24 protein-coding genes and 2 riboswitches are annotated in these 25,016 nt (G+C 54.4%); of the genes, 12 read left to right on the forward strand and 12 right to left on the reverse strand.

Annotated features, from left to right (window positions below; genetic code table 11):
* Positions 1-11: 11 nt before the first annotated feature.
* On the reverse strand, positions 12-632 hold the full coding sequence (locus tag J4E05_RS12970; protein WP_349596198.1) for a TetR/AcrR family transcriptional regulator: 621 nt from the start codon (positions 630-632) through the stop codon (positions 12-14).
* Between the two features lie 121 nt (positions 633-753).
* Here J4E05_RS12970 and J4E05_RS12975 point away from each other — a divergent pair, with 121 nt between their 5' ends.
* A complete protein-coding gene (locus J4E05_RS12975; protein WP_349596201.1) occupies positions 754-1,494 on the forward strand; it encodes a 3-oxoacyl-ACP reductase family protein in 741 nt (246 codons plus the stop codon).
* 243 nt (positions 1,495-1,737) lie between these two features.
* Here J4E05_RS12975 and J4E05_RS12980 read toward each other — a convergent pair whose 3' ends face one another.
* The 4 genes from J4E05_RS12980 to ispH form a co-directional block, all read right to left on the reverse strand.
* On the reverse strand, positions 1,738-4,155 hold the full coding sequence (locus J4E05_RS12980; protein ID WP_349596204.1) for a putative bifunctional diguanylate cyclase/phosphodiesterase: 2,418 nt from the start codon (positions 4,153-4,155) through the stop codon (positions 1,738-1,740).
* 238 nt (positions 4,156-4,393) lie between these two features.
* Complete coding sequence (rnhA, locus tag J4E05_RS12985) at positions 4,394-4,837, reverse strand: ribonuclease HI (RefSeq protein ID WP_085587249.1); 444 nt, start codon at positions 4,835-4,837, stop codon at positions 4,394-4,396.
* A 4-nt stretch (positions 4,838-4,841) separates the two neighbouring features.
* Positions 4,842-5,819 carry a homoserine kinase gene (locus J4E05_RS12990; protein ID WP_085587054.1) on the reverse strand — a complete coding sequence of 326 codons (978 nt, stop codon included), beginning with the start codon at positions 5,817-5,819 and terminating at the stop codon, positions 4,842-4,844.
* Between the two features lie 14 nt (positions 5,820-5,833).
* The gene (gene ispH, locus J4E05_RS12995) at positions 5,834-6,781 is read right to left on the reverse strand and encodes a 4-hydroxy-3-methylbut-2-enyl diphosphate reductase (RefSeq protein WP_349596208.1); all 948 of its coding nucleotides are present in this window, start codon (positions 6,779-6,781) and stop codon (positions 5,834-5,836) included.
* A 317-nt stretch (positions 6,782-7,098) separates the two neighbouring features.
* Between ispH and J4E05_RS13000 the strand changes: the two genes are divergently transcribed.
* From J4E05_RS13000 to J4E05_RS13030, 7 genes are all read left to right on the forward strand, one after another.
* Positions 7,099-7,650 carry a hypothetical protein gene (locus J4E05_RS13000; RefSeq protein ID WP_085587056.1) on the forward strand — a complete coding sequence of 184 codons (552 nt, stop codon included), beginning with the start codon at positions 7,099-7,101 and terminating at the stop codon, positions 7,648-7,650.
* 111 nt (positions 7,651-7,761) lie between these two features.
* A riboswitch (glycine riboswitch) is annotated at positions 7,762-7,865 on the forward strand.
* Positions 7,866-7,868: 3 nt separating this feature from the next.
* Positions 7,869-7,981, forward strand: a riboswitch (glycine riboswitch).
* A gap of 58 nt (positions 7,982-8,039) precedes the next feature.
* Complete coding sequence (gene gcvT, locus J4E05_RS13005; RefSeq protein ID WP_349596211.1) at positions 8,040-9,155, forward strand: glycine cleavage system aminomethyltransferase GcvT; 1,116 nt, start codon at positions 8,040-8,042, stop codon at positions 9,153-9,155.
* 69 nt (positions 9,156-9,224) lie between these two features.
* Positions 9,225-9,602, forward strand: coding sequence for a glycine cleavage system protein GcvH (gene gcvH / locus J4E05_RS13010; RefSeq protein ID WP_085587058.1), 378 nt, complete (start codon positions 9,225-9,227; stop codon positions 9,600-9,602).
* A complete protein-coding gene (gcvPA, locus tag J4E05_RS13015) occupies positions 9,602-10,957 on the forward strand; it encodes an aminomethyl-transferring glycine dehydrogenase subunit GcvPA (RefSeq protein WP_349596214.1) in 1,356 nt (451 codons plus the stop codon). The genes gcvH and gcvPA overlap by 1 nt, the downstream gene beginning before the upstream one ends.
* Positions 10,954-12,456, forward strand: a complete 1,503-nt coding sequence (gene gcvPB / locus J4E05_RS13020; protein WP_349596217.1) for an aminomethyl-transferring glycine dehydrogenase subunit GcvPB — start codon at positions 10,954-10,956, stop codon at positions 12,454-12,456. The genes gcvPA and gcvPB overlap by 4 nt, the downstream gene beginning before the upstream one ends.
* A 216-nt stretch (positions 12,457-12,672) precedes the next feature.
* Entirely contained in the window at positions 12,673-13,620 is a 948-nt protein-coding gene (locus J4E05_RS13025) for a protein phosphatase CheZ (protein WP_349596220.1), read from the forward strand.
* 197 nt (positions 13,621-13,817) lie between these two features.
* Entirely contained in the window at positions 13,818-14,228 is a 411-nt protein-coding gene (locus J4E05_RS13030) for a hypothetical protein (RefSeq protein WP_349596223.1), read from the forward strand.
* A gap of 197 nt (positions 14,229-14,425) precedes the next feature.
* Here J4E05_RS13030 and J4E05_RS13035 read toward each other — a convergent pair whose 3' ends face one another.
* Together J4E05_RS13035 and J4E05_RS13040 are read right to left on the reverse strand one after the other, a co-directional pair.
* Positions 14,426-14,908: a peroxiredoxin gene (locus tag J4E05_RS13035; RefSeq protein WP_085587062.1), complete on the reverse strand. Its 483-nt coding sequence runs from the start codon at positions 14,906-14,908 to the stop codon at positions 14,426-14,428.
* A gap of 144 nt (positions 14,909-15,052) precedes the next feature.
* Complete coding sequence (locus J4E05_RS13040; RefSeq protein ID WP_349596226.1) at positions 15,053-17,272, reverse strand: protein-disulfide reductase DsbD family protein; 2,220 nt, start codon at positions 17,270-17,272, stop codon at positions 15,053-15,055.
* A gap of 261 nt (positions 17,273-17,533) precedes the next feature.
* Here J4E05_RS13040 and J4E05_RS13045 point away from each other — a divergent pair, with 261 nt between their 5' ends.
* Positions 17,534-18,112 carry a YqgE/AlgH family protein gene (locus J4E05_RS13045; protein ID WP_085587063.1) on the forward strand — a complete coding sequence of 193 codons (579 nt, stop codon included), beginning with the start codon at positions 17,534-17,536 and terminating at the stop codon, positions 18,110-18,112.
* 68 nt (positions 18,113-18,180) lie between these two features.
* Here the strand turns inward: J4E05_RS13045 and J4E05_RS13050 are convergent, their stop codons facing one another.
* Positions 18,181-19,158, reverse strand: a complete 978-nt coding sequence (locus J4E05_RS13050) for an alpha/beta fold hydrolase (protein ID WP_349596230.1) — start codon at positions 19,156-19,158, stop codon at positions 18,181-18,183.
* A 64-nt stretch (positions 19,159-19,222) separates the two neighbouring features.
* Between J4E05_RS13050 and J4E05_RS13055 the strand changes: the two genes are divergently transcribed.
* Positions 19,223-19,834, forward strand: coding sequence for a TetR/AcrR family transcriptional regulator (locus J4E05_RS13055; RefSeq protein ID WP_349597577.1), 612 nt, complete (start codon positions 19,223-19,225; stop codon positions 19,832-19,834).
* 32 nt (positions 19,835-19,866) lie between these two features.
* Here J4E05_RS13055 and J4E05_RS13060 read toward each other — a convergent pair whose 3' ends face one another.
* Positions 19,867-20,784 (reverse strand): LysR family transcriptional regulator, encoded by a 918-nt coding sequence (locus J4E05_RS13060; RefSeq protein WP_349596232.1) that lies wholly within the window; start codon positions 20,782-20,784, stop codon positions 19,867-19,869.
* A gap of 105 nt (positions 20,785-20,889) precedes the next feature.
* On the opposite strand from J4E05_RS13060, the gene J4E05_RS13065 reads away from it, so the two are divergent.
* A complete protein-coding gene (locus J4E05_RS13065) occupies positions 20,890-22,062 on the forward strand; it encodes an MFS transporter (protein WP_349596235.1) in 1,173 nt (390 codons plus the stop codon).
* 157 nt (positions 22,063-22,219) lie between these two features.
* Here the strand turns inward: J4E05_RS13065 and J4E05_RS13070 are convergent, their stop codons facing one another.
* On the reverse strand, positions 22,220-22,522 hold the full coding sequence (locus J4E05_RS13070; protein WP_349596238.1) for a putative quinol monooxygenase: 303 nt from the start codon (positions 22,520-22,522) through the stop codon (positions 22,220-22,222).
* A 39-nt stretch (positions 22,523-22,561) separates the two neighbouring features.
* Entirely contained in the window at positions 22,562-23,581 is a 1,020-nt protein-coding gene (locus J4E05_RS13075; RefSeq protein WP_349596241.1) for an NADP-dependent oxidoreductase, read from the reverse strand.
* 89 nt (positions 23,582-23,670) lie between these two features.
* Between J4E05_RS13075 and J4E05_RS13080 the strand changes: the two genes are divergently transcribed.
* Positions 23,671-24,300, forward strand: a complete 630-nt coding sequence (locus tag J4E05_RS13080; RefSeq protein WP_349596244.1) for a TetR/AcrR family transcriptional regulator — start codon at positions 23,671-23,673, stop codon at positions 24,298-24,300.
* A gap of 87 nt (positions 24,301-24,387) precedes the next feature.
* Here J4E05_RS13080 and J4E05_RS13085 read toward each other — a convergent pair whose 3' ends face one another.
* Positions 24,388-24,831, reverse strand: coding sequence for a DUF1801 domain-containing protein (locus tag J4E05_RS13085; protein WP_349596247.1), 444 nt, complete (start codon positions 24,829-24,831; stop codon positions 24,388-24,390).
* Positions 24,832-25,016 lie beyond the last annotated feature (185 nt).

The following is a 25,016-nucleotide window of genomic DNA, read 5'->3' on the forward strand; positions in this document are numbered from 1 at the left end:
GGGTTCCGGTTTCAGGATGCGACCGGTGAAGGGTTGATCAGGCTAGGCCACGTTGCCATTGCCGCGTTAGCAACGGCGATCAGTTCATGGCGCGTCGCACCGTCACGTGCCTGGATCGACATGCCATACTGCACCGTCGTATAATAGTTCGCCATATTATCAATATTTGCATCGGGCGGGATAAGGCCGTCATGTTGCGCTTTGGCATATAAATTCTTCAGGTTGCCGATAGTGAGACGGCGCAGATCACGCAGGGCCTGATTGATATTTGCATGGTTTGAAACCGCCTGTGGCGCGGCGAGTACCACCATGCATCCATGTGGCGTGTCATCTTGGGTGTAAAGGCATGCCGTTGTGGTCAGAACATGCTGTGTCGCGTCCTTTGGGTGGTGAAAGCGTTCCATATCACCCCAAAGTCTTGCACCATATTGGCTATTGTAACGCTCCACCACTTCTTCAAACAGCGATTGCTTGTCACCAAAGGCAGCATACAGGCTTGGTGGCTTCATGTTCATTGCCGTCGTTAAATCCGAGATAGACGTGCTTTCATATCCTTTGGCCCAGAAAATCACCATTGCCTGCTCCAGCGCAGTATCCCGGTCAAAGTTCCGGGGGCGTCCACGTTCAGCCATTAAGAAAACCTCGCATTTCATGAATTATGTAATGACCGATAAATAAATGGCTTGACGAATGATTGCAAGGGGCGCATTTGTTTTTGTAGTGAACATTACAAAATTAATGGAGTTTCCAGAAATGACCCAACTCAACGGTAAAATGGCATTGGTAACCGGCGGCAGCCGGGGCATCGGTGCCGCCATCGCAAAACGCCTGGCTCGTGACGGGGCTGCGGTTGCCATCACTTATGGTAATGCAGCTGACAAGGCCGCCGAAGTTGTTACCGAAATCAAGGCAGCCGGGGGCGAGGCCTTTGCGATTAAGGCCGACAACCGTGACCCGGAAGCAGTACGCGCCGCGATCGAGGAAGTGGCAAAAACGTTCGGAAAGATTGATATACTGGTTAACAATGCTGGCATACTGAGTGGCGGCTCGATCGAGGATGAAACACTTGAATCGTTTGATCGCATTGTTGACGTCAATATCCGCGGGGTGTTTGTCGCGGTTCAGTCTGCCCTGAAACATATGCCCGATGGCGGGCGCATCATCACCACCGGCAGCAGCCTTGCACACAAGGTTCCATTTCCTGGTATCAGTCTTTATTCCATGACCAAATCAGCCCTGATCGGTTTCACCCGCGGGGTCGCCCGTGATTTGGGCGCGCGGGGCATTACGGTCAATTTGTTGCATCCGGGGCCGACCAACACCGACATGAACCCGGAGCATGGTGAAAACGGCGACGCGATGCGCAGCTTCATGGCGATTAAGCAATTTAGTCGTTCCGAAGATACCGCAGGTTTGGTTTCCTGGTTGGCAAGTGACGAGGCGCGCACGGTTACCGGTGCCGAATTCACGGTCGACAGCGGCTTGAACGCCTGATCGGGGGAATTTTCCCGGAACCTGAACGATCATTGGTGTGGTGAACAGGCGCATCTGCGACCCTCATCTGGCCCGTCCGGGGGTCATGCATGTTTTATACCCGGAACCTGATGTTTGACATGGTGGCAGCCACTGTCCCGCACTTGGCACTTGGTTGGCTTGTCTTACGCCTGATAAGCAGTGCGATGATGCTGCCATGTCATCCCTGCTTACACAGGCCGGTTTATCAAAACACGATCTTTGTCAGTCGTCGCCGTTAACCGGTTGGGTATCAATGATACCGGCTTTGTATTTTGCGGCCCGTTCCGTAACCCATTTTTCAAAAACGGGGACGGGCAGGGGCTTGGAAAACAAAAAGCCCTGAATAAAATCGCAGCCTTTGGCTTGCAAATATTTCAGCTGTTCGATTTCTTCCACACCTTCGGCAACCACATCAAGATGCAGGCTGTGCCCAAGGCCGATAACGGCATCGACAATGGCTTTGTCGTCAGGGTCCACATTGATGTCGTTAACAAAGGACCGATCAATTTTGATCGAGGTAACCGGGAACCGTTTGAGGTAATTCAGCGATGAATAGCCTGTACCAAAATCGTCAATCGAAATGCCAACGCCCAGCTTTTTCAGTTCCTTCAGGGTGGAAACGGCTTTTTCCGGGTTGTTCATCAGGATCGATTCGGTAATTTCCAGTTCCAGCGTGCCTTGGGGCAACTTGGTTGTTTGCAGCGTCTGGGTGACTGTGCGCACCAGTTCAGCATCCTGAAACTGTGCCGGTGACAGGTTAACTGCCATGCGTAAATCGGGCATGCCGTTTTCGCGCCAGATTTGCGTTTGTTTGCAAGCTTCGCGTAGCACCCAGGCGCCCAGGCGATTGATCAATCCGCATTCCTCGGCGACTGAAATAAACTCGCCGGGCAAAATCAGGCCGCGTTCGGGGTGGTTCCAGCGCACAAGGGCTTCGGCCCCAACCACCTGTTCGGTCTGGCAATCGACCTTGGGCTGGTAAAACAGTTCCAGCTGGTTGTAATCCAGCGCGTTGCGCAGGTCTTCCTCGATGGTTTTACGTTCCTTGACCCGCTCATGCATGGAAGGCAGGAAGAACCGGTAATTATTGCGGCCTTCGGCCTTGGCGGCATACATCGCCATATCGGCGTTTTTAACCAGCTGTTCGGGGTTGTCGCCATCTTCGGGGAACAGGGTAATGCCGACTGACGCGGTTGAATGCAGGCGAATGCCCCGGCAGTCAAACGGTTGGGCCAATTCGTCAATAATGCGCTGTGCTAGCACAATGGTGTCTTCGATATTTTGAACGTCGGTCTGGATGATGGCAAATTCATCCCCGCCCAAACGCGCGGCGGTATCTGAATCGCGAATGATGCGCGACAGGCGTTGCCCCATTTCCTGTATCATCAAATCGCCCACATCGTGGCCGAAATGGTCGTTGATATCCTTGAACCGGTCCAGGTCAACAAACAGTACCGTCACACCACGCTGAAACCGCCGTGCAGAAAGCAGGGCCTGACGCAACCGGTCCAAAAACAGGGTGCGGTTGGGCAGGCTGGTCAGCACATCATGCACGGCAAGGTGGCGCATCCGGGCTTCGGTTTGTTTGCGTTCGGTAATGTCGGTATAGGTGGCAACGTAACCGCCACCTGGCATCGGGTTATGGTCCACCTGCACAACCCGGCCATTGGGGCGGGTGCGTTCCATGCGGTAAGGTTCGCGGCGCCGGGCAATCGCCACCCGGTCGGAAATCAGGGCGGGAATGCTGACCTCGCCATATTCCCCGCGCTCCCCGTTAAAGCGTAAAATATCGGAAAGGGGCGTTCCTTCCTTCACCAGATCGCGCGGCAGGTTCAAAAGCTCGATATAGCGTTCGTTCCACACCATCAGGTTCAAATCCTGATCAAACAGGCAAATTCCCTGGCCGATATTATGAAGGGTTGCTTCTAGCAGAGCCTGTTTGCGCTGGGCTTCTTCCTGGGCCTGGCCTTGCAGGGCCACCATTTCGTTATATTCACGAATCAGCAGGCCCAGTTCATCAACACTGTTCCATTCCACCGGGCGCCGCAGGCGGCCATGTTTGGTCATGCGGATGGAATGCAAAAGCCGTGAAAGGGGTTCCTTTATCGAACGGCGATTGGCGATCAGCAGGCTGGCGGTCACCACGGCAATCAGCAGGCCAAACAGGATCAGATCGATCAGAATTCGGCGCCACAAAAGTTCGCGTACGCGCTCTTCGGTAAAGTAAATAACCAGCTCGCCCACATCGTGGCGGACATTGTTCCGTTCAAAATAAACCCGGCGCGACAGACGTAATGTATCGTTAAGGTCGCCCTGCGATGCCCCGGTGCGGGCAAATTCGGTGCCATCTGCGCCAAGGGCACGCACGGCAACAATATCGCGGTCGCGGCTCATGGCGTTCAGCGCCGATTCGATGTTATCAACATCAAGATACCAGAAGGGTGTCGCCAGAACGCGGGCATTGATATCGGCGGTTTGTTCGATTTTTTCGTTCAAATCGTCACGCAGCACAATATAGCTGGCATAACCAAAGATAACGAACAGGATAAGACAACACAGGGCTACCAGCGGCAGAGCAATAAACAGCAGCCGGCTGCTAAGCGATTTTCGCTGCAAAAAGCCGTGAGACCCGTGCGGCAATTCATCCTCCTGACTGACCTGATCTTTCGGTCAGTTTTTGTCCCCCATCTGGATGTGTATCCTATACTCATCCCCGTACTTAACTTGTATCGCATACTGGCGATACGGCGAAGCACAAGATTGATTTTAGACATATAATTTGATCATACGAACAAAAAAAATGCCAAGTGCGATTTTAAATAGTTGAAATCGGCCGGATTTTCACAATTGATTTTTGCAAATAAATTTCGTGGCGGCTTTAACGGGGAACGGCCATTCGGGCCAGTTCATCGCACCGTTCATTTTCCGGGTGGCCAGCATGCCCCTTGACCCAGTGCCATTCAACCGTGTGCGGGCGGGCCGCTTCAAGCAGGCGCTGCCACAACTCCACATTTTTAACCGGTTTTTTATCGGCCGTTTTCCAGCCGCGTTTTTGCCAGCCAAAGACCCATTTGGTAATGCCATCGCGCACATAGGAACTGTCGGTATAAATATCGACGATACACGGGCGTTTGATGGCTTCCAGCGCCGAAATGGCCGCCATCATTTCCATGCGGTTATTGGTGGTGGCCGGGTCGCCACCTGAAAGTTCCTTTTCCACGCCGCGAAACCGCAAAATCGCCCCCCAGCCACCGGGGCCGGGGTTGCCGCTGCAGGCACCATCGGTGAATATGGTGACGGTATCTTTTTCGTCTTTCGTCATGGTTTTATCGGTCTCCCAGGCCATAATCGCTGGCCGAGACCACCTTTTGATGAAAGCGCAGCTTGTTTATATATTCGCGGGGGTTTTTCGGGGTCACAAGTGCCCCGGCCGGTGTGTTGATCCAGTCATATAACCGGGTAAGCAAAAACCGTAATGCCGATCCGCGCGCCAGAACCGGCAGGGCGGCAATTTCGGCGTCGGAAAGCGGGCGGGTACGGTTGTAACTTGCCAACAGGTTTTGCGCCTTGGTGACATTAAAGCTGTTGTCGGGTTCAAAGCACCAGGCATTCAGACAAATTGCCACGTCATAAGCCAGCACATCGTTGCAGGCGAAGTAAAAATCAATCAGTCCCGATACCTCGCCCTGACCGGAAAAGAAAAACACGTTATCGGTAAACAGGTCGGCATGAATAACCCCGGCCGGCAGTTTGGCAGGCCAGTTGGCTTCAAGATAATCGAGTTCCTTGCTGATCAGCTCGGAAAGGCCCGGCATTACGTCGTCGGCACCATCAGCACCACAACTGCCAAATAGCGGGCGCCACGCCTTTACCGACAGGGCATTGGGGCGGTAATTGTCAAAATCCTGCCCGGCAAGGTGCAGTTTTGCCAGCGCATCGCCCAGCCCGGCACAGTGATGGGGCAACACCCGGCGTGCCGACATACCGTTTAAAAACGATGTAATGGCAGCAGGTCTGCCACACAGGCGGCGCAGGGCAACCCCGTCCGTGCCATGGATCGGGGTAGGGCAATTTAACCCCTTGGACGATAAATGGTCCATCAGCCCTAGAAAAAACGGCAGATCATCGGGGTTAACCCGTTTTTCATACAGGGTTAAAATAAACGGGGCCTGATCGGTATGAAGAAGGAAATTGGTGTTTTCAACGCCCTCGGCAATGCCTTTGAACGAAACGACTTTGCCGATGTCATATTCGGCCACAAAACGGGCGATATCTTCATCGGACACATCGGTATAAACGGCCATTGGCAGGCGTTTCCTTAGCTTGCGAGTTCGCGGGGAAGTTTGAAGGTGACGTTTTCATCGGTCAGGGTGATGGTTTCAACACTGACTTCATAACGTTCGCGGCAGGCATCAATCACTTCCTCGACCAGCACTTCCGGGGCCGATGCGCCAGCGGTAATGCCCAGGGTTTTGATGTTTTCCAGTTTGGCCCAATCAATATCGTGCGCCCGTTCAACCAGAACCGATACGGCACAGCCTTCGCGCCGGGCAACTTCTACCAGCCGGTTGGAATTCGACGAATTGGGTGCCCCCAGTACCAAAATCGCATCTGCGCGTTCGGCAATCATTTTTACCGCGTGCTGACGGTTGGTGGTGGCGTAACAGATATCTTCTTTTTTCGGCACCGAAATGGTCGGGAAACGGTCCTGCAAAATGGCGATCATTTTTGCCGTGTCATCCAGCGACAGGGTGGTCTGGGTGACAAAGGCAATGTTTTCCGGGTCGGCAACATGCACATTTCGGGCATCGTTTTCGGTTTCAATCAGGGTCATGCTGCCTTCGGGCAGTTGGCCCATGGTGCCTACCACCTCGGGGTGCCCGGCATGGCCGATCAGCAAAATATGCTTGCCTTCGGCAAAGTGGCGTTCGGCCTCGCGGTGAACCTTGGAAACCAGCGGGCAGGTGGCATCGAGGTAATGAAGGGCACGTTGATCGGCATTTTCCGGCACCGATTTGGGCACGCCATGGGCCGAAAAAATGACCGGCACACCATCGGGCACGGCATCAAGTTCATCAACAAATACCGCGCCCATATCGCGCAGGCGATCCACGACAAATCTGTTATGAACAATTTCGTGGCGCACATAAACCGGGGCACCGTATTTGACCAGCGCCTTTTCAACGATTTCAATGGCACGGTCCACCCCGGCGCAAAAACCGCGCGGGTTGGCCAGCAGAATGTGAAGGTTCGCTTTGTCGGGCATCGGCACCGCCTCGAAAATGCAAGGATACCGGTTTGTGCCGGTATCACGTTAACAGGTATTTCCGGTTACATAACGCGCCTGCGACAAAGGTGCAATGATGGCGCGTTGATATATTGCCGTCAAAGACGCGGTTTATGGTACCTGTTTGTGCTTTTCACACAGGCTTTGCCGGGTTTTTACCATCTGCCCGGGGCGGCGGGCCGGTGTGCATTGCATAATGTGCACTGCAACGGGTTGTGCCGGGCAGATCAACAGCATAGACTGCGCGCAACAACCGGTGCCGGGTCACTTCGGCGTGTCTGATCAATGAGGCTTTGATGACGATTGCATGCAATCTGCGGCGCGCAAGTGCGCTTGGTGTGGTTTTGATGGCTGCGGGCCTTGCTGCGTGCGGCACTGATCCGTTCGGGGAAACGCCTGTTCCGTCGTGCCCGCGCACCTTCCTGCCCACGGATACCGCCCAGCTGACCCAGTTCAAGGATAAAGGCCGCGATCTGACCGACGTGATTTTTGAGGCCGGGTTTGAAGGTTATAAGGGCGAATGCAGCTATGATCTGGAAGACAAGAAACTTGATATTTTGATCAGCCCGGAATTTTCCGCCCGGATGGGGCCTGCCGCATCGGATCGTTCGCAGCATTTACAATATTTTGTTGCCCTTAAAAATCCGGGAGGGGAGTTTGTTCAGAAATCGGTTTTCGATGTTGATCTGACCTTCCCCAAAGATGCCAATCGTGTGCGTTACACCGACGAACAGGTATCGCTGCATGTGCCGCTGGCCGATGTAAATTATGGTCCGGATTATGAAATTTACATGGGTTTTCAGCTGAGCCATGAACAGCTGGATTATAATCGCCGCTTCGCCAGGTAACCGGCGGTTGAGGGCTGACAGCACGTGTGTGAATTGTGATGACCGGTGACGCATTTCTAATGTTTTGACTGGTGCAATCGTACTGTTATCCGTATAAGGACCCATACCCAAGTGATCCCCGTGGGAGAGTTCCGCGATCGTTTCACAGTGATACGCGGACGCCGAAGGAGCAACCACCCCGGAAACTCTCAGGCATAATGGACCGCGGGGAGATGGGACTCTGGAAAGCAGGCGACATGGGTGTTTCATGTGCGCCTCGCCGAAGATGTAAGCCCGATCCGGTGCAAATCCTGCCCCGGAAAAGGTGATTCTTTCAGGCTCCAAGACAGAGGGGGATGTGGTTGGCCAGTGGTCGGCTATGTTTCGCAATGACTGTCACGGAGAGCCTGATGGCGGACCAACAAGCCGAAAATCTATATAAAACAGCCCTTTATGATTTGCATGTTGAACTGGGTGCCAAACTGGTGCCGTTCGCAGGCTATGCCATGCCGGTGCAATATCCGTTAGGGGTTAAGGGCGAACATCTTCATACCCGTGCCAAGGCCGGGTTGTTTGACGTATCGCATATGGGCCAGGTTCGTCTGGTGGGCGAAAACCGCGTTGCCGAACTGGAAAAACTGGTGCCGGGCGACATTGCCGTTTTGAAACCGGGCCGAACCCGTTATTCCGCCTTTACCAATGATGACGGCACCATCCTTGACGACCTTATGATTACCAATGCGGGCGATAGCCTGTTTCTGGTTATCAATGCTGCCTGCAAGGATGATGACATTGTCCATATGCGCGCCAATCTTGATAACGGCGTGGAATTGCAGGAACTGAGCGACCGCGCCCTGATGGCCTTGCAGGGACCGGAAGCCGCCAACGTTCTGGCGCGTTTTGCCCCGGATGTTGCCAGCCTTAAATTCATGTCCTTTGTTGAAATCGATATTGCCGGTATTCCCTGTTTTGTCACCCGTTCGGGTTATACCGGCGAGGATGGCTTTGAAATTTCCGTGCCTGATACCGATGCCGAAAAGCTGGCCCGTCTGTTGCTGGCTGAAGACGAGGTCGAGGCCATTGGCCTTGGCGCACGCGATTCGCTGCGTCTGGAAGCCGGCCTGTGCCTGTATGGCAACGATATTGATACCACGACCACCCCGGTCGAAGGGGATTTGAACTGGATTATCAATAAGCGTCGCCGCGAAGAAGGTGGATTTCTGGGCGCAGATATTATTCTCGACCAGCTTGCCAACGGGGCAGACCGTAAACGCGTCGGGATTAAACCCGAAGGCAAGGCACCCGCCCGTGAACATACGATGGTGCTTAACAAGGATGGATACGATATTGGCGAAATCACCAGTGGCGGCTTTGGCCCCACCGTCGATGCGCCGATTGCCATGGGCTATGTCGCAATTGAATTTGCCGAGCCGGGCACCAAGGTGGACCTGATGGTTCGTGGCAAGGCCCGCCCGGCGGAAATTGTTGCGTTACCCTTTGCGCCGCATCGTTATTTCCGCGGCTGATTGCGCCGTATCGCGTTTAAAACGCAGCAAAAATTAAGCAGACAACCTAATTTGCAGGAACAAATCAAAATGGCTAAAAAATTCTCCAAAGAACATGAATGGCTTGAAATCGACGGCGATGTGGCAACTGTCGGCATTACCGACCATGCCCAGCAGGCCCTTGGCGATATCGTTTATGTTGAACTGCCTGAAGTTGGCAAAAAGCTGGCCAAGGACGGCGATGCGGCTGTTGTTGAATCGGTCAAGGCCGCCAGCGACGTTTACGCCCCGGTTGACGGCGAAATTGTTGAAGCCAACGAAGAGCTTGATGCCAATCCGGCTTTGGTTAACGAATCGCCGGAAAATGACGGCTGGTTCTTTAAAATCAAGATCACCGATGCCTCCCAGCTTGACGATCTGATGGACGAAGCCGGTTACAAGGCATTTGTCGAAGGTCTGGAGGACTGATGCGCTATCTTCCGCTGACCCAGGCAGACCGGGCCTCGATGCTTGAAACCATCGGTGCCGGCTCGGTCGATGACCTGTATTGCGATGTACCAGAAGGTGCGTTGCTTAAAGAACCGGTTGATCTGCCGCACCATTTGGGTGAAATGCAGGTCGAACGCGATATGGCCAAATTGGCAGCAAAAAACATGGGAACGGCATCGGCCCCCAGTTTTCTGGGTGCCGGGGCCTATCGGCACCATGTTCCTGCCACGGTGGATTATATCATTCAGCGCGGCGAGTTCTTGACGGCCTATACCCCGTATCAGCCCGAAATCGCCCAGGGCACCTTGCAGTACCTGTTTGAATTTCAAACCCAGGTGGCGTCCATCACCAATATGGATGTTGCCAATGCGTCGATGTGGGACGGGGCAACGTCCTGTGCCGAAGCGGTGCTGATGGCTTGCCGCGCCACCCGGCGTAAAAAGGCGGTTTTGTCGGGTGGTTTGCATCCGCATTACCGCGAAGTGACCGAAACCTATTGCCAATATAGCGATACCCAGGTTGCCGGTCGCGATGGCCACCCGGAACACCAGGCAACTGCCGATCAGCTTGACGATCTGATCGACGATCAGACCGCCTGTGTTGTGGTGCAGTATCCGGATGTTTTCGGGCGTCTTGATGACCACACCAAACTGGCCGAAGCCTGCCACGCCAAGGGTGCGCTTTTGGTCGTCGTGTTTACCGAGGCCGTTGCCTTTGGCGCCATTAAATCGCCGGGCAGTTTTGGGGCTGATATTGTGTGCGGCGAAGGCCAGTCGATTGGTAATGCACTGGGCTATGGCGGGCCATATGTGGGCCTGTTTGCCACCACCAGTAAACTTGTCCGCCAAATGCCGGGACGTCTGTGCGGTGAAACCGTCGATCAGGATGGCAAGCGCGGTTTCGTGCTGACCCTTTCAACCCGCGAACAGCATATTCGCCGTGAAAAGGCGACCTCGAACATCTGTACCAATTCGGGCCTGTGTTCGCTGGCCTTTACGGTGCATATGAGCTTGCTGGGCGAAGACGGTTATCGCAAGCTGGCTGCCATTAACCACGAACGCGCGGTTAAAACCGCCGACGCGCTTGAGGGGGTTGCCGGGGTTGAAGTTGTTAATGACAGCTTCTTTAACGAATTTACCGTCAAGCTGAGCAAACCGGCAGCCGAGGTGGTCGAAGCCCTTGTTGCCCGTGGCATCATGGGCGGGGTTCCGTTGTCGCGTCTGTATCCCAACCGCGATGATCTGGGCGCGTTTATGCTGGTCGCAGCGACCGAAACCAATACCGACGAAGACATCGCTGCCCTTGCGGCGGCCCTTAAGGAGGTGCTGGCATGACGTTTCAGACCCATACCGGCAATCGTGGCCTTGTCCTTGAAGAAAAGCTGATTTTTGAACAGGGTGAAGCTGGACGTTCCGGGGTTGACCTGCCCGACCCGGCACCGGTCAAAAGCCGCCTTGGCGGCCTCGCCCGTGATGAAGACAGTGAAATTGGCCTTCCGGGCCTGTCCGAACCGCAAGTGGTGCGTCACTTTACCCGCCTGAGCCAGAAGAATTTCGGTATCGATTCCGGTTTCTTCCCGCTCGGCTCCTGCACCATGAAACATAACCCGCGCCTGAACGAAAAGGTTGCCCGGTTGCCCGGCATTGCCGATTTGCACCCGATGCAGCCCGAAAGCACCGTTCAGGGGGCGTTAGAACTGATGGATCAGTGTGCGCACTGGTTGCTGGTTCTAACCGGGATGCCCGCTGTTGCCATGTCACCCGCGTCGGGTGCGCAGGGCGAGTTGTGCGGCATGATGGCGATTCGTGCTGCCCTGGATGCGCGCGGTGAAAACCGCCGTCGGGTGCTGGTGCCCGAATCGGCCCATGGCACCAACCCGGCAACGGCTGCGGCTTGTGGCTTTACGGTGGATTCGATCCCCGCCACTGCCGACGGACGGGTTGATCTGGCGGCATTTGAAGCCAAGCTGGGCGATGATGTGGCTGGCATCATGCTGACCAACCCCAATACCTGCGGGTTGTTCGAACGCGATGTGCGCAAAATCGCCGATCTGGTGCATGCGGCCGGTGGTTACTTCTATTGTGATGGCGCGAATTTTAACGCCATTGTCGGTCGGGTGCGCCCGGCGGATCTGGGCGTTGATGCCATGCATATCAACCTGCACAAAACCTTTTCCACCCCGCATGGCGGCGGTGGTCCGGGTTCAGGGCCGGTTGTGTTTTCCGAGGCATTGGCACCGTTCGCACCGATCCCCTATGTGGTTAAAACCGAAAACGGCTTTCATCTGGTGGAAACCGCCGATGAACAGGACGGCAAAAAACCGTTTGGCCGCCTGAAGGGTTTTCATGGCCAGATGGGGATGTTCGTGCGTGCATTGTCCTATATGAAAAGCCACGGGGCCGACGGGTTGCGTCAGGCATCGGGCGATGCGGTTTTGAATGCCAACTATTTGCTGGCACGCCTTAAAACCAAACTCAGCGTCGCTTATCCTGGCTATTGCATGCACGAAGCCCTGTTTGATGATGATTTCCTGAAGGGCACCGGTGTTTCGACGCTGGATCTTGCCAAGGCGATCATTGATGAAGGCTTCCACCCGATGACCATGTATTTCCCGTTGGTCGTTCACGGGGCGCTTTTGATCGAACCGACCGAGACCGAAACCAAAGAATCGATCGACCAGTTCTGCGATGCAGTTTTGTCGTTGGTTGCCAAGGCAGAGGCCGGTGATTCGGAATTCTTCAAAAATGCACCCTATTTAACCCCGCGTCGGCGACTGGATGAAACAGCCGCTGCACGCAAGCCAGTATTGCGCTGGAGCCCGGCAAACGCTTGATCTGCAATGCTGCGCTGCGATTTTTTGCACCCCGGTCCTATGGCCGGGGTGTTCTTTTTCAAGGGCTTGATCTTGAAAGCCGTTGGACTCGTCGCAATCTGGCCCCTTATAATCTGAATGCATTTGCGATCGCCGCGCTGTTTTGGGAAAGCGGGGCTGGAAATGCGTGATTGGGAGACCAGGGCATATAGCCCGTGGCGGAGGTAAGAGACTGTTATGACGCGTCCCGTGCAGAAGATTTTTACAGCTGAACGACGTTTGCGAGAACGTCAGGGAGCTGTGGTCGAAGACTGGTCGGATTCCTTTTTTGATCCGACACTTGAAACCGGCATGGGGGCCGGTGAACTGCCGGCACCTTCGCCATCTGTTTCACCAGCGCCATCTGCGGCCGCTGGTAGCGATAATCAGCTGATCCTGGATGAAATTCGCGCCATGCGGGCTGAAATGGCCCAGCTGCGCAATGCAATTGCCCAGGGCGCGTCTGTTGCTGCCACTGCCGCGGCTGATGATGCAGGCGGCGAAACTACGCCGCAATCTGTTGCGGCCAATGACGAACCGCTAGATGTCTTGCCCGAGCCGGTTTCAAGCCGCCCGTCGCATTCCAATCGGCCAGGGGCCAGCGAACCTGACCGCGACGACCTGGAACTGATCCGTGGCCAGATTCAGGAAATGAACGAACATATTCACAGGGCGAAAATCCAGATTGCCGCCCTGCGCCATCCCAAAGCCCCGGATGACCGGCTGGTAACAGCGGCCAGCGAACTTGATGCTATCGTCAAGGATACCGAGATGGCGACCCACACCATTCTCGAATCGGCCGAACAGATCGACGATCTGGCGATGACATTGAAAAATTCTGCCACCAGCGATTTTGTCGCCGATCATGTTGAACAGATTGCCTTTATCGTTACCAAGATTTTTGAATCCTGTAATTTTCAGGATATTACCGGCCAGCGCATCAACAAGGTGGTTAACACCCTGGAATTTGTTGAAAAACGCGTTCACAACATGATTCTGATCTGGGGCGAGGATGCCTTTGCCGACCTGCCAATGTCCGAAGAGGAAGAAGACGAGGTCAAACACGAAGATGCCGATCTTTTGAATGGTCCGCAAATGGAAGGCGAGGGGATTAGTCAGGACGATATTGATAAATTGTTCGACTGAACCTTTAATTTTCGCGCGTGAATACCAACATCCCGAAAAGGTATACCCTTCGTAAGGGTAGATATATAATGCAATCGCATTGTAAAACTGTCTTTATGGGTATTCACCGCCGGACCGGCGGTTTACCGTGCCGAAGGATTTGAAGCGAGCATCCGGGAGGGCGTTTCCCGTCCCGGAGGTTCTGGAGGACTGGAAATATGGCATTTTGGTCAACAACCAAAACAAATGCAACACAGGCCAAAGCGCAGGACATCAAATGGCGCGCAGGGCCGCGCGGCGATTATTTTCGCTTGTATATGATTGACGACATTAGCGAATTGAAAGTCGATGGTGTTGGCGGCGTTTATCTGGTGTGGCATGGCGGCGTTAAGCCGGGCTGGCTTTTAGCCGGTAATGCCGGGGATCTTGGTTTTGTTTTTCGGGAATTGCGCGAAGACCGCGACATTCGCGAATATGACGGGCGCGGCGGTGTTTATATCAGCTGGTCGCAGATCAAGGATGAATATCGCGACGGGGTCGTTCATTTTCTCGCGCGCAGCATCAAGCCGGTATTTGAATGCGAATTCGACAGCCGTCAGGACGCGATCCCGGTAATGTTACCGCGATAAACACCCCATCCGGGATATTAAAAGTGATCATCCGGTTTGCAGGCGAATGTGCCGACGGTCGCGTGGCATGGGCAAATGGCACCATGTGCCGGGTAATTACAAAACAGGCCGAACCCCGTTTATGCGGTTCGGCCTGTTTTTGTTTATGACACGGGCAAACATTTCAGATCGATCATGTTGCCCGTTAGGACGGGGGGTTAAAGTGCCGCCAAAACCGATTCCGCGCTGGAAACATCAAATGCGCCCGGTTCTTCAACAGCAAGGTGGGTAACCTTGTTGTCCTCAATAACCATGGCATAGCGGTTAGCACGTTCGCCCAGACCCTTGCCGCGCAAGTCCAGTTTCAGGCCGGTGCCATTGGTAAAATTCAAATCGCCATCGGCCAGCATGGTAATGGCTTCGCCAACATTTTCCGATTTGGCCCAGGCCTGCATGACAAAGGCATCATTGCTGGCAAGACAGAAAATTTCATCCACACCCTTGGCTTTGATCTCGTCGGCCTTGTTGATGAAACCGGGCAGATGTTTGATCGAGCAGGTCGGGGTGAAGGCACCAGGAACAGCAAAAAGAACAACCTTGCGACCGGCAAACAAATCCTTGCTCTGGACGGCTTCGGGGCCATCCGCAGTGGCACGGTGCAATACGACGTCAGGCAATGTTGCGCCTTCGGCGATGGTCATGGCGTTTCTCCGTTTTATATGCCGCATTGAATGCGGGCATGGATTACCGGTGTAAGGTGGCCCGGCAGATTATGCATTACAGCTTGCTAGAATGACTTAAAAAATCATTCAGTGCCAGCAGCTTCCCGTCAGGTGTGGTGGCGATCAGTCTTTTGCAAGGCCGTTTGCCCCGCTGGCGGTGGCAATGCCAGAAATAACCTGATCCTTGCTAAGCAATTCGGACAGTAAAACACCGTCAGGTGCATTGGGGCCAAATACCGCGTTAAACGGAATGCCATAACGGTCATATTTCGCCAGAAAGGCGGCAATCGCCGGGTCGGGGCGGGTCCAGTCGCCTTGCATTAACACAATGTTTTCACCGCCAAGTACTGCGCGCACATCATCCGTATCAATCACCAGCCGTTTATTGACCTGACAGGTCACACACCAGTCGGCGGTAATGTCGACCAGCACTGTTTTTCCATCGGCCACATCACGGGCGATGGTTTCGGGGGCAAAGGGCTGCCATGGCAATGCCGCGTCGTCCCCTGTGTGTGATGCCGTGTTACGTGCGCTGTTTGCGGGTGGTTTGGAAAAGCCCGGCGCAAACAGGGCGACAAGCACGGCAAGGGTGGCAAAGCCCGCCAGTAACGGTTTGCGTTTGAGACGGGTGGTTTTATGGCGCCACCAGATCAACCCGCTGGCAAGCGCCAGGCCAAGGCCAACGGCAATGGCCCCGTTGGTACCAATTTGCCCGGCCAGCACGCCAAGCAGCCAGATCGCGGTACCCAGAAGTGCCAGCCCCAGCACAAATTTAACCACCACCATCCAGCGACCCGGTTTGGGCAACAGGCGGGCAATTTCGGGCCGTGCCGCAATTAACAGATAGGGCAGGGCAAAGCCGATGCCCAGCAGGGTGAAAATCCAGAAAATATCAAAGATGGACCCGGCAAGGGCAAAGCCAACCGCCGTTCCCAAAAACGGGGCGGAACAGGGGGTTGCCAGCAGGGTTGCAAACATCCCGGTCAGAAAATGCCCGCCCATACCTTCCCTGGCACCAGGTGCATGACCTTGCGGGGCCTGATGATGGTCGATGGCGTCATTGGCAAGGTTGTTTAAGCGGTTCGCACTGATTTCAAACAGGCCAAACATATTGCAGGCAAACAGTACGACAACAATGGTCATAACCGTTAAAAACAGGGGTTGCTGAAACTGAATGCCCCAGCCAATGGAGCCACCTGCCAGTTTCAAAATGCCTAACGCCCCGGCAATAATCCAGAACGACACCAGAATGCCAAGCGCACTGGCAAAAAAACCACGCCGGGTGCTGGCCCGGTTTTGCGTTCCTAGCTGAATAGCCCCCATCACCTTAAGTGATAAAACCGGCAATACACAGGGCATCACATTTAAAATTAAACCGCCCAGTAATGCCAGCCCGCCAATAATCCACCAGGCGGTGCCATGGGGGCTGGTTGTCATGGCCTGTTTCGGGGGCGTGTTGCCGCCTGAAAGGTCGTTGGCGGCCACCATGCCGCTTTCCGGCGCACTGCCGACCTGAACAGGTTGTTCAACCGCCAGCGCCCCGGCCAAAATGGTTACGGTCAGGTTTTGTCCGTCAAAACTGTCGGCTTTGGCATTGTTATGGATCGTCAGGCGGTAAACCGGTGCGCCATCAAGCATTTCTCCGGTTGGTTGTGGTGCACCAAAACTGTCGGCTGGTTTACCCTCCACCAGAATATCGGGGGTGCTGTCATCGGGAACATCGCGTAGCGCGATATCAAGATAACTGGCTTTACTATCGCCTGTTTCCCAAATGCTGGCAACGCCCATCGGCAGGTTGCCACCCGTTAGCGGTACTTTGGCAGCAAATTTTTCAATCTCGTGGGCGTGGCTGGAAATGTCGCCCGAACTGGCGGGCAGGGTGAGGTTCAATACAGCAGTGGCGGGTACGCAAATGTCGCTACATGCCAGATAATCAACCGATAAATGCAGCTTTACCGGCTGGGACGGGTCAAGAACCGGAATGTCGACGGGGAAAATAACCCGGTTTTCATAACCAAAGGTTTCCAGCCCGAAAATGGAAAATCGCATTGGTGCGGGCCACAGCATGTTTTCTGCGCCAGCATTAACATTTTCTGACCCTGTCCAGTCAATTTTCGGCGGAAACCCGGCATCCCCGGCGCTGCGCCAATATACTTTCCAGTGTGGTTGCAGGGCAAATTCCAGCCCCAGCCGCAGGCTGTGAACATCCTTGACACCGTTGCGCGCACTGATAATGCGAACAGAGGCAAAATCCTCGTCCTGCCAGGCGCTTTCTGCCGGTGCAGCCTGCGCCAGATGCGGCAGCATTATCAACATAAGCAGGGCAAAAATACGCTTGGTCACGGCACGGATTCCCGGAAAATTGGTCAGCGAGGCAGGGGTACGACGATGAATGGCTCAATGCAAGCCACGAACATGTTACTGCGGCGTTAGCACTATCGGGGCTTAAAAAAAACGGTCTGGTTTGCTTTGCCAATTATACCCATATGAAAAAAACAGCGGATTGATTAAGAACAGGTCCGGGTGATTATTTTAAGACCATGCTTGGCTTGACCCGTGAGAACAGGGTAGTCTTGAGTTTCAGTGAATGAGGATGGTGCGCAAATGGCATATGCAGGCAGCGACGGAGAATATCTATCGGGCAAGCTATTGGTTGCGATGCCAGGCATGCGTGATCCGCGCTTTGCCCAAAGTGTTGTTTATCTGTGCGCCCATAATGAAGACGGTGCCATGGGCATTGTCGTGAACCGCTTGATCGATTCCATCACCTTTCCCGAATTGCTCGAACAATTGGGCATCGTCCGCCCGGCTTCAACCATTGCCGATATTCAGGTGCATTTTGGCGGGCCGGTTGAATCGGGCCGGGGGTTTGTCCTGCATTCCAACGATTTCCACAACGATGCCACCTTGCAGGTCGACCGGGATGTTTCGGTAACTGCCACGGTCGATATTCTGGAAAATATCGCCCTGAACAAAGGCCCGCATAACAGCATTCTTGCCCTTGGCTATGCCGGATGGCGCAGCGGGCAGCTTGAAACCGAAATTCGCGCCAATGGCTGGTTGCATGTCGATGCCGATGCAGAATTGCTGTTTGGTACCGATTGCGAAGACAAATGGCAGCGCGCCTTTGCCAAGCTGGGTTTTGCCCCCGAATTGCTATCGGGCGAAGCCGGCCACGCCTGAATATTCGCCAATAATCGGTACAATGAAAAAAGGGCGCCGCGTGATTGCGGCGCGCCTTTATCGCAAGGTCACTTTGCCGTGGCTTCTTTTACAAAATCCGCCAGTTCTTCGTTAAAACGTGCCGGTTCTTCGTAAAATGGGCTATGGCCGCTATTGTCAAACACGGACAGGCGGCTATTGGCATGTATGGATTTGATCCGTTCGGACATCGCAACCTTTACCAGCCGGTCATGGATCCCGTGCGACAACAAAACCGGGCCGTTATAAGCCGCAAAAAAGGGTTCCAGGTTCGTGGTTTTGGTTTGAAGGAACCCTTCATAGACGGCGCGGGATGTTATACCGTTAATGACCATCATCTGCTGCAGTGCTGATGGTGTCGGTGCCTGATAAAAGCATGTGAAAAGAAAATCGGCCGTGGCAGCGGCCCGTGTTGCCAGGTTGTGCGACGTTGTTGATTTGGCAAAACCAAGTGCTTCACTGGTGAACAGGTCGGGCGACATATTCGTTACGGCGTCCACCAGATTAATCCCGGCAATATGCGTGCCGCCATATTTACGCAAATAGGCACCTGCGACATACCCGCCAAGTGACCAGCCGACCAGAACGGGGCGACGCAGTTTTGCGCCGCTGATGACGGCATTCACATCGTCTGCCCATTTATCGGCATCTGAATATGCGGCAAGTGCGGCGGGTTTGTCCGAATCGCCATGTCCGCGCAAATCAAATGTTACGATTCGAAAGCCTTTTAATGTTGGGTCGCTCAGTTGTTTTTCCCAACTAAGATGGCTTTGTCGCAGCCCGTGTATCAACAGGATTTCCGGGGCATCAACGGCCCCCTGTGCTGTGACAGCCAATGTTGTTCCGTCGCTGGACCGCACCTCGAAATGGTCGCGGGCATCCTCATTTTTTCGGGTGTCGGTTTTCGCCGTTTCTGTCGGCGCGGCATGGCCGGATGGCGCATAAGCGGCTGTTCCAATGGCAATGGCAAACAGAATAGCGGCTGTTGAAATGAATGTTTTTCGTAAATTGTGCATCATCTTTCTCATGTTGTTTAGTGATCATTAATCAACATGATTGACTTTGTGCGTCAAGTGTTGTTTATTGATCGCTATGAAACCTGATGAAAAATCACATGGCGGCCGCCCCTGGAGCTTTGACCGTGAACAGGCCATCGAAACGGCGATGCAGCTGTTTTGGCAGCATGGCTATGAAGGTGTGTCGGTTGGGGATCTGACCAAAGTCATCGGTGTTGCACCGCCAAGCCTTTATGCGGCTTTTGGCAACAAGGCCGGCCTTTATCAGGAGGCGGTAAAGCGCTACGAGGACAAATACGGTTCGCTTGATTTTGCGTCTGTCGCAAACGCGAGTTCCACGGCTGAAGCCGTGCGAAAATTGCTTGAAGGGGCTGTTCGTGCTGTGACTGATCCGGCCCGTCCGCGGGGATGTATGATCTCAAGCGGTATGGTTGCGTGCCATCCCAACCTTCATTCGCTTGCCCTGGATGCCGCAGCCCGGCGCGAGGTGTTGCGGGAGTCTGTCGCCAATGCGCTTCGGCCTTTTACCAAAAATGGTGATGAGGCGCACCGTCTTGCCCGTTATGTATCGGCCATTTTGCAAGGCATCTCTATTCAGGCGCGCGATGGTGTTGCGAAAGAAGACTTGCAGGCAATTGTTGAGGATGTTGTATCGGGTCTTAAAGATCGGGGCGACGGCAATAATTAACGGCTTTGATGCTGCGATGTGCCAGGTGCGCCCTATTCGATGTTGATGTTTTTTGCCAGATAATCGAGAAAAACCCGCATCCGTAATGGCATTTGCCGCTGGCCGACAAAAACAGCATGGATCTGTTCAAATTCGGGTTCGATGCCCGCGTCCAACAATATTTCCAGTCGGCCTTTGGCGATATCCCTCCCAACATGAAACAGCGCCAGCCGACCAATACCGATGCCGGCCAGGGCAAGCTGGCGCATGGTTTCACCGTTATTAACCTGCAAATTGCCGGTTCGTGCGCCGGGGTCGTCGTTGTGGCCCCCGTTACCGTCACCTTCGGTCTGGGGTAATGCCCATTGGTCTTGCGCACGGCGGAAATTGAAATTCAGGCAATTATGCTTTTCAAGCTCTGCCGGGGTTTGCGGGCGACCGTGGCGTTCAATATAGGATGGTGCCGCAATAACCACCCGGCGGCTTACCCCCAGTTTGCGTGCCAGCAGGCGTGAATCGCGCAAGGCCCCGCTGCGAATGGCAATGTCGGCGCGCTCATCTAGAATATCAATCACATCATCGGTCAGGCTTAAATCAATCGATACTTCAGGGTATTTTTCCAGAAACGTACCCAATACCGGCACCAGCACATGGTTGCCAAATGGAATGGTGGCATTAACGTGAATGGCGCCGCGCGGGGTGGCGCTGTCATGGGCCAGCCTGGCTTCAAGCGTGCTGATATCTTCCAGTATGCGGCTGGCGTCGTGATAATAGGCATGGCCTTCGCGGGTTAATTTTAAATTACGGGTGGATCGCACAAATAACTGCGCGCCCAGCCGTTCTTCTAACCGCGCAATCAGCTTTGCCACCGCCGACGGGGTAAGTTGCAATCGCCGCGCCGCGGCCGAAAAGCTGCCCGCATCGGCAACCCGTAAAAACACTTCCATTTCGCCCGAGCGGTTTGGCAACATTTGAGAATAAAATTCCAAACTAATTATAATTGTTGAATTATAGTCACATCAAAGCAGAAAAGCCATAGTGCAGGCCATGTAAAGTATTAACCAAAAGGCTTTGTTATGCCCTTAGCAATCTATGCGCTTGCCGCCGGTGCCTTTGGCATCGGCATGACGGAATTCGTCATTATGGGCCTGCTGCTTGATGTGGCACGCGATCTTGATGTGTCCCTGTCCAGTAGCGGGCTTCTTGTTACCGGCTATGCCCTTGGCGTGGTTGTTGGTGCCCCGGTTCTGACCATATTTACCGGCAGATGGCGGCGAAAAAATGTGCTGCTGTTTTTGATGGCGGTTTTTATCATCGGTAATTTTCTGTGCGCCATTGCGCCTGATTATGCCACGTTAATGATGGCGCGCATTATTGCTGCCTTTGCCCACGGGGCGTTTTTCGGCATTGGTGCGGTGGTCGCAACCGACCTTGTCGCCAGGGAAAAAAAGGCATCGGCCATTGCCATTATGTTTACCGGCCTAACCGTTGCCAATGTGCTGGGTGTTCCGTTTGGCACCTGGCTGGGGCAAATATATGGCTGGCGCGCCACGTTCGAAGCCGTCACCGTGATTGGTGTTTTGGCCCTGATCGCAACAGCCTTTCTGGTGCCGCGCGATAAAAAACACACCACCATCAATGTTGCTGCCGAAATGACGGCCCTATTGCGCCCGCAGGTATTGCTGGGGCTGGCGATTACAGTGCTGGGCTTTGGCGGGGTATTTGCCGCCTTTACCTATATCGCCCCGTTATTAACCGAAATTGCCGGTTTTTCCGATGCGGCCGTGTCGCCGATTTTGTTGTTATTCGGGGTGGGGCTGTTTATTGGCAATCTGTATGGCGGGCGGCTGGCAGACCGCCGGTTAATGGTCACCCTGATCGGGTCGCTGGTGTTTTTATCGGTCGTTCTGGTGGTGCTGACCTATGCACTTGATAATCAGATTTTCACCATTATCACGGTTGGTGTGTTGGGGGCGGCGGCATTTTCAACCGTGCCCCCGTTGCAAATGCGGGTTCTTGCCAAGGCAGAAGGCGCGCCAAGCCTGGCATCTTCCATTAACATTGCTGCCTTTAACCTTGGCAATGCTGGCGGTGCGTGGCTTGGGGGTGTTGCCATTGACCATGGACCGGGCCTCGCCGGGGTGCCTTTGGTGGCTGCCGCGATTACGGCAGGCGGGCTGGTTCTGGCCCTGATCAGCTGGCGAATGGATCGTTCATCCGATGGAAAGCTGGCGTCTTTGGCCGCGTGATCCAAACCGCTCCGCTATACTTTGCCGATCATACGATTACGACAAAAGACGGCCATATCACAGGGCCGTCTTTTGTTTAAGGTACCCAGTCTTTCGCGGGTTTTACAGGCGATATAAAGTCGGAAAACGCTACGTTGTCATAATGGTCTCTTTGGGCCTATGCCATTAACGGGCGTTCATTTGTGGCATCATATTTCAAAATGTCCCCCTGCATCCTGCCCGACCATTTGCCAATAAAGGCCAATGTTTCCTTGCGGGTCAAATGTGCGCTTAACGATGGTTGGTCCTGCCAGCGTTCGGCGATCAGCAGGCGCGCAATATCCGGGGCGATTATTGCAACGGCATAGGAAAGGCAGCCACTATCGGGTTTATTGCCGGGATTGATTTTTTCAATATCCGCCAGGAATGCGCTCACATCCGCTGGGGCAATGTCGATATGCCCCGAAACAATAATCATCATCGTCCTCGCTGCTGGTTTGCGCCGTTTGGGGTTTTGGTTCTAATCGACGGTAAGGACAATTTTGCCCTGAATGTGGCCTTTGGCGGCGCGTTCATGTGCCTTGCTGGCATCAGCAAGTGCAAAGGTGCTGTCAAGAACCACCCGGATCTCCCCGCTATCCAGCAAATGTGCGACTTCGGCTAGCTGCGCCCCGCTTGAACGGACCTGGGTGGTCGAAACGGTAATGCCCAGCTTTTCGGCTTCTTTTTCGCCGGAAAAGCCTAACGGGAAGATCGGAAACAAGGCACCGCCCCGTTTTAGTGTCGTCAGAAACCGACCTGTGGTAGGGCCACCAAGGGCATCAATAACGAGGTCAATGTTACGGGCAACCTCTTCGGGCGGGGTTTTGGTATAGTCGATAAATTCATCGGCCCCAAGGTCGCGCAAAAGGGCTTCGTGCCTGCCCGACGCCACGGCGATCACATGCGCTCCTTTCAGTTTTGCAATTTGCACCGCAAAATGCCCCACACCTCCGGCCGCCCCGTTTACAAGCACGGTTTTGCCCTTAAGTGGTACGGGCTGGTGGGATGTGGCCTGCAACGGGTTTGGCGCGGTGTGGCCCAAATCAATCATGAACTGCCATGCAGTCAGCAATGACATGGGCGCACCGGCAGCGTGGGCGTGATCAATCCCGGCAGGTTTGATTGCAAGTTCCGACGCGGGCACGCTGACATATTCGGCATAGGCCTTGCTGCCCCCGGCCAGGCCGTCAGGGAAGCGCACCATCGCGTAAACGGCATCGCCAATTGCGAAATCCGTCACGTCATCGGCAATTGCAGTAACCATGCCCGATATATCGGTTCCCAAAATGAAAGGAAAGGTAACCTCGGGGCGCCATTCCTCCGGGAGCATTTTATAGCCGTCGCGTAGATACCAGTCCGGCGGGTTAAGGCCCACAGCGTGAACCCGCACAAGCACTTCGCCTGCGTTTAATTCCGGCATCGGTGCGTCCTCGTATTGCAGCACCTCTGGTCCGCCAAACGCGTGTTGGCGAACCGCCTTCATCATGGTTGATGTCATATCTTTTCCTTGTACTGTATCTATGATACCCCTAATCGGAGCGCTGCTCCATATAAACGGATCAGTGTTCCGTTTGTCAAGGAGGATAGATGCGCGCGGACGCTCAAAAGAATTATGACCACCTGCTTGTCATTGCCCGTGATGTGGTGATGGCGCAGGGTGCCGAGGTTTCATTGCGCGAAATTGCCCGGAAGGCCGGTGTTGGTCTTGGCACGCTGTACCGGCACTTTCCCACCCGCGAAGCCTTGTTTGAAGCCTTGCTTCGTGCACGGTTTGATGAATTGACCATAAGGGCGCGTGATCTTGAAACGGCAGATGATTGCGCACAGGCTCTTGTGATCTGGCTAAAAGAGATCGTGGCGGTGACGCAAAATTACAGCGGGGTTATCGCCCTGATGGTTGCAGCAATTGCCGAGCCGGATTCTGCCTTGCATACGTCCTGTGTTGCTCTGCGTGCGGCAGGAACACAGCTTCTTGTTCGTGCACAGGCGGCTAAGCTGGCCCGTACTGATATGGATGGCACGGATCTGTTTGCCCTGATCAGTGCGCTGGGGTGGCTGGGCGATCAACCGGCGTTGGCCCCGCGGGCGGAACATCTTTTTGGTGTTATTGCAGGTGCGATCCTGACCAATCCGGCGTCGATTGATGCGCTGGTGAAAAAACTGCCGCCATCGACCATAACTGCGCAGGAGCCTAATGACGCCGGCCCGAAAGCCTGACGTTACCTGATTGGTCGTTCAAGCGGGCATAGAGCGAATATTCGCGCAATTGGGCCTGTAACGTAACGGGGCCGTGTTTTTGGGCCCTTAAGCCTTGATCACGGCTGCTTTTGCCTTTTGTTTTTTGTGCAGGTGATAGGTCAGGGCTGCACGCAGGCATAAAACAAGCGGCCCTTCGGGCAGGGGTGCTCTGGCCGGAATAATCAGCGCGCGGTTGCCTTCAAATATGAAGTCATCGGCAAAATGGCTGCGGAAATCGCTGATCAGGGTGGTTTGGCAATTTACAAAGACCGCACAGCAATCGGGCGCGGATTTGGGGGGGCCCAGGCGGATGGTTGTGCCGCTACCGCTTGCCGCGGTTAGATAGGCTGCTTCGCCCCATTTCAGTGTCTCCGTCAATACGCCAACGCCTGGTGTGTTGGCTGCCGTGTTAAAAATCAGGCTGCGTATCTGAAGCAGACGCCGGCTCACATCTGTCGAATAACGCTCAAATGTTTCGGATAATGCGGCAGGCAGGGCCGGGGGCGACATGTGTGCAGGCTCCTTTGCAATACAGATAAAGCCTAAGCCATTTGCCTTGCATTGTTAATATTGGCGACCTTGCTGATCCAGATTCTTGTGCCTTTGGTGGCCGGAAGGAGTGAAAAACGGCGCAACAGGCAGGAAGGGGAGGGCGGAAGGACGCCTGGATTGAGAGGAAGGGACGGGGTAGGACA

The sequence above is a fragment of the Thalassospira sp. NFXS8 genome, from assembly GCF_040148805.1.
Taxonomy (GTDB): Bacteria; Pseudomonadota; Alphaproteobacteria; order Rhodospirillales; family Thalassospiraceae; genus Thalassospira.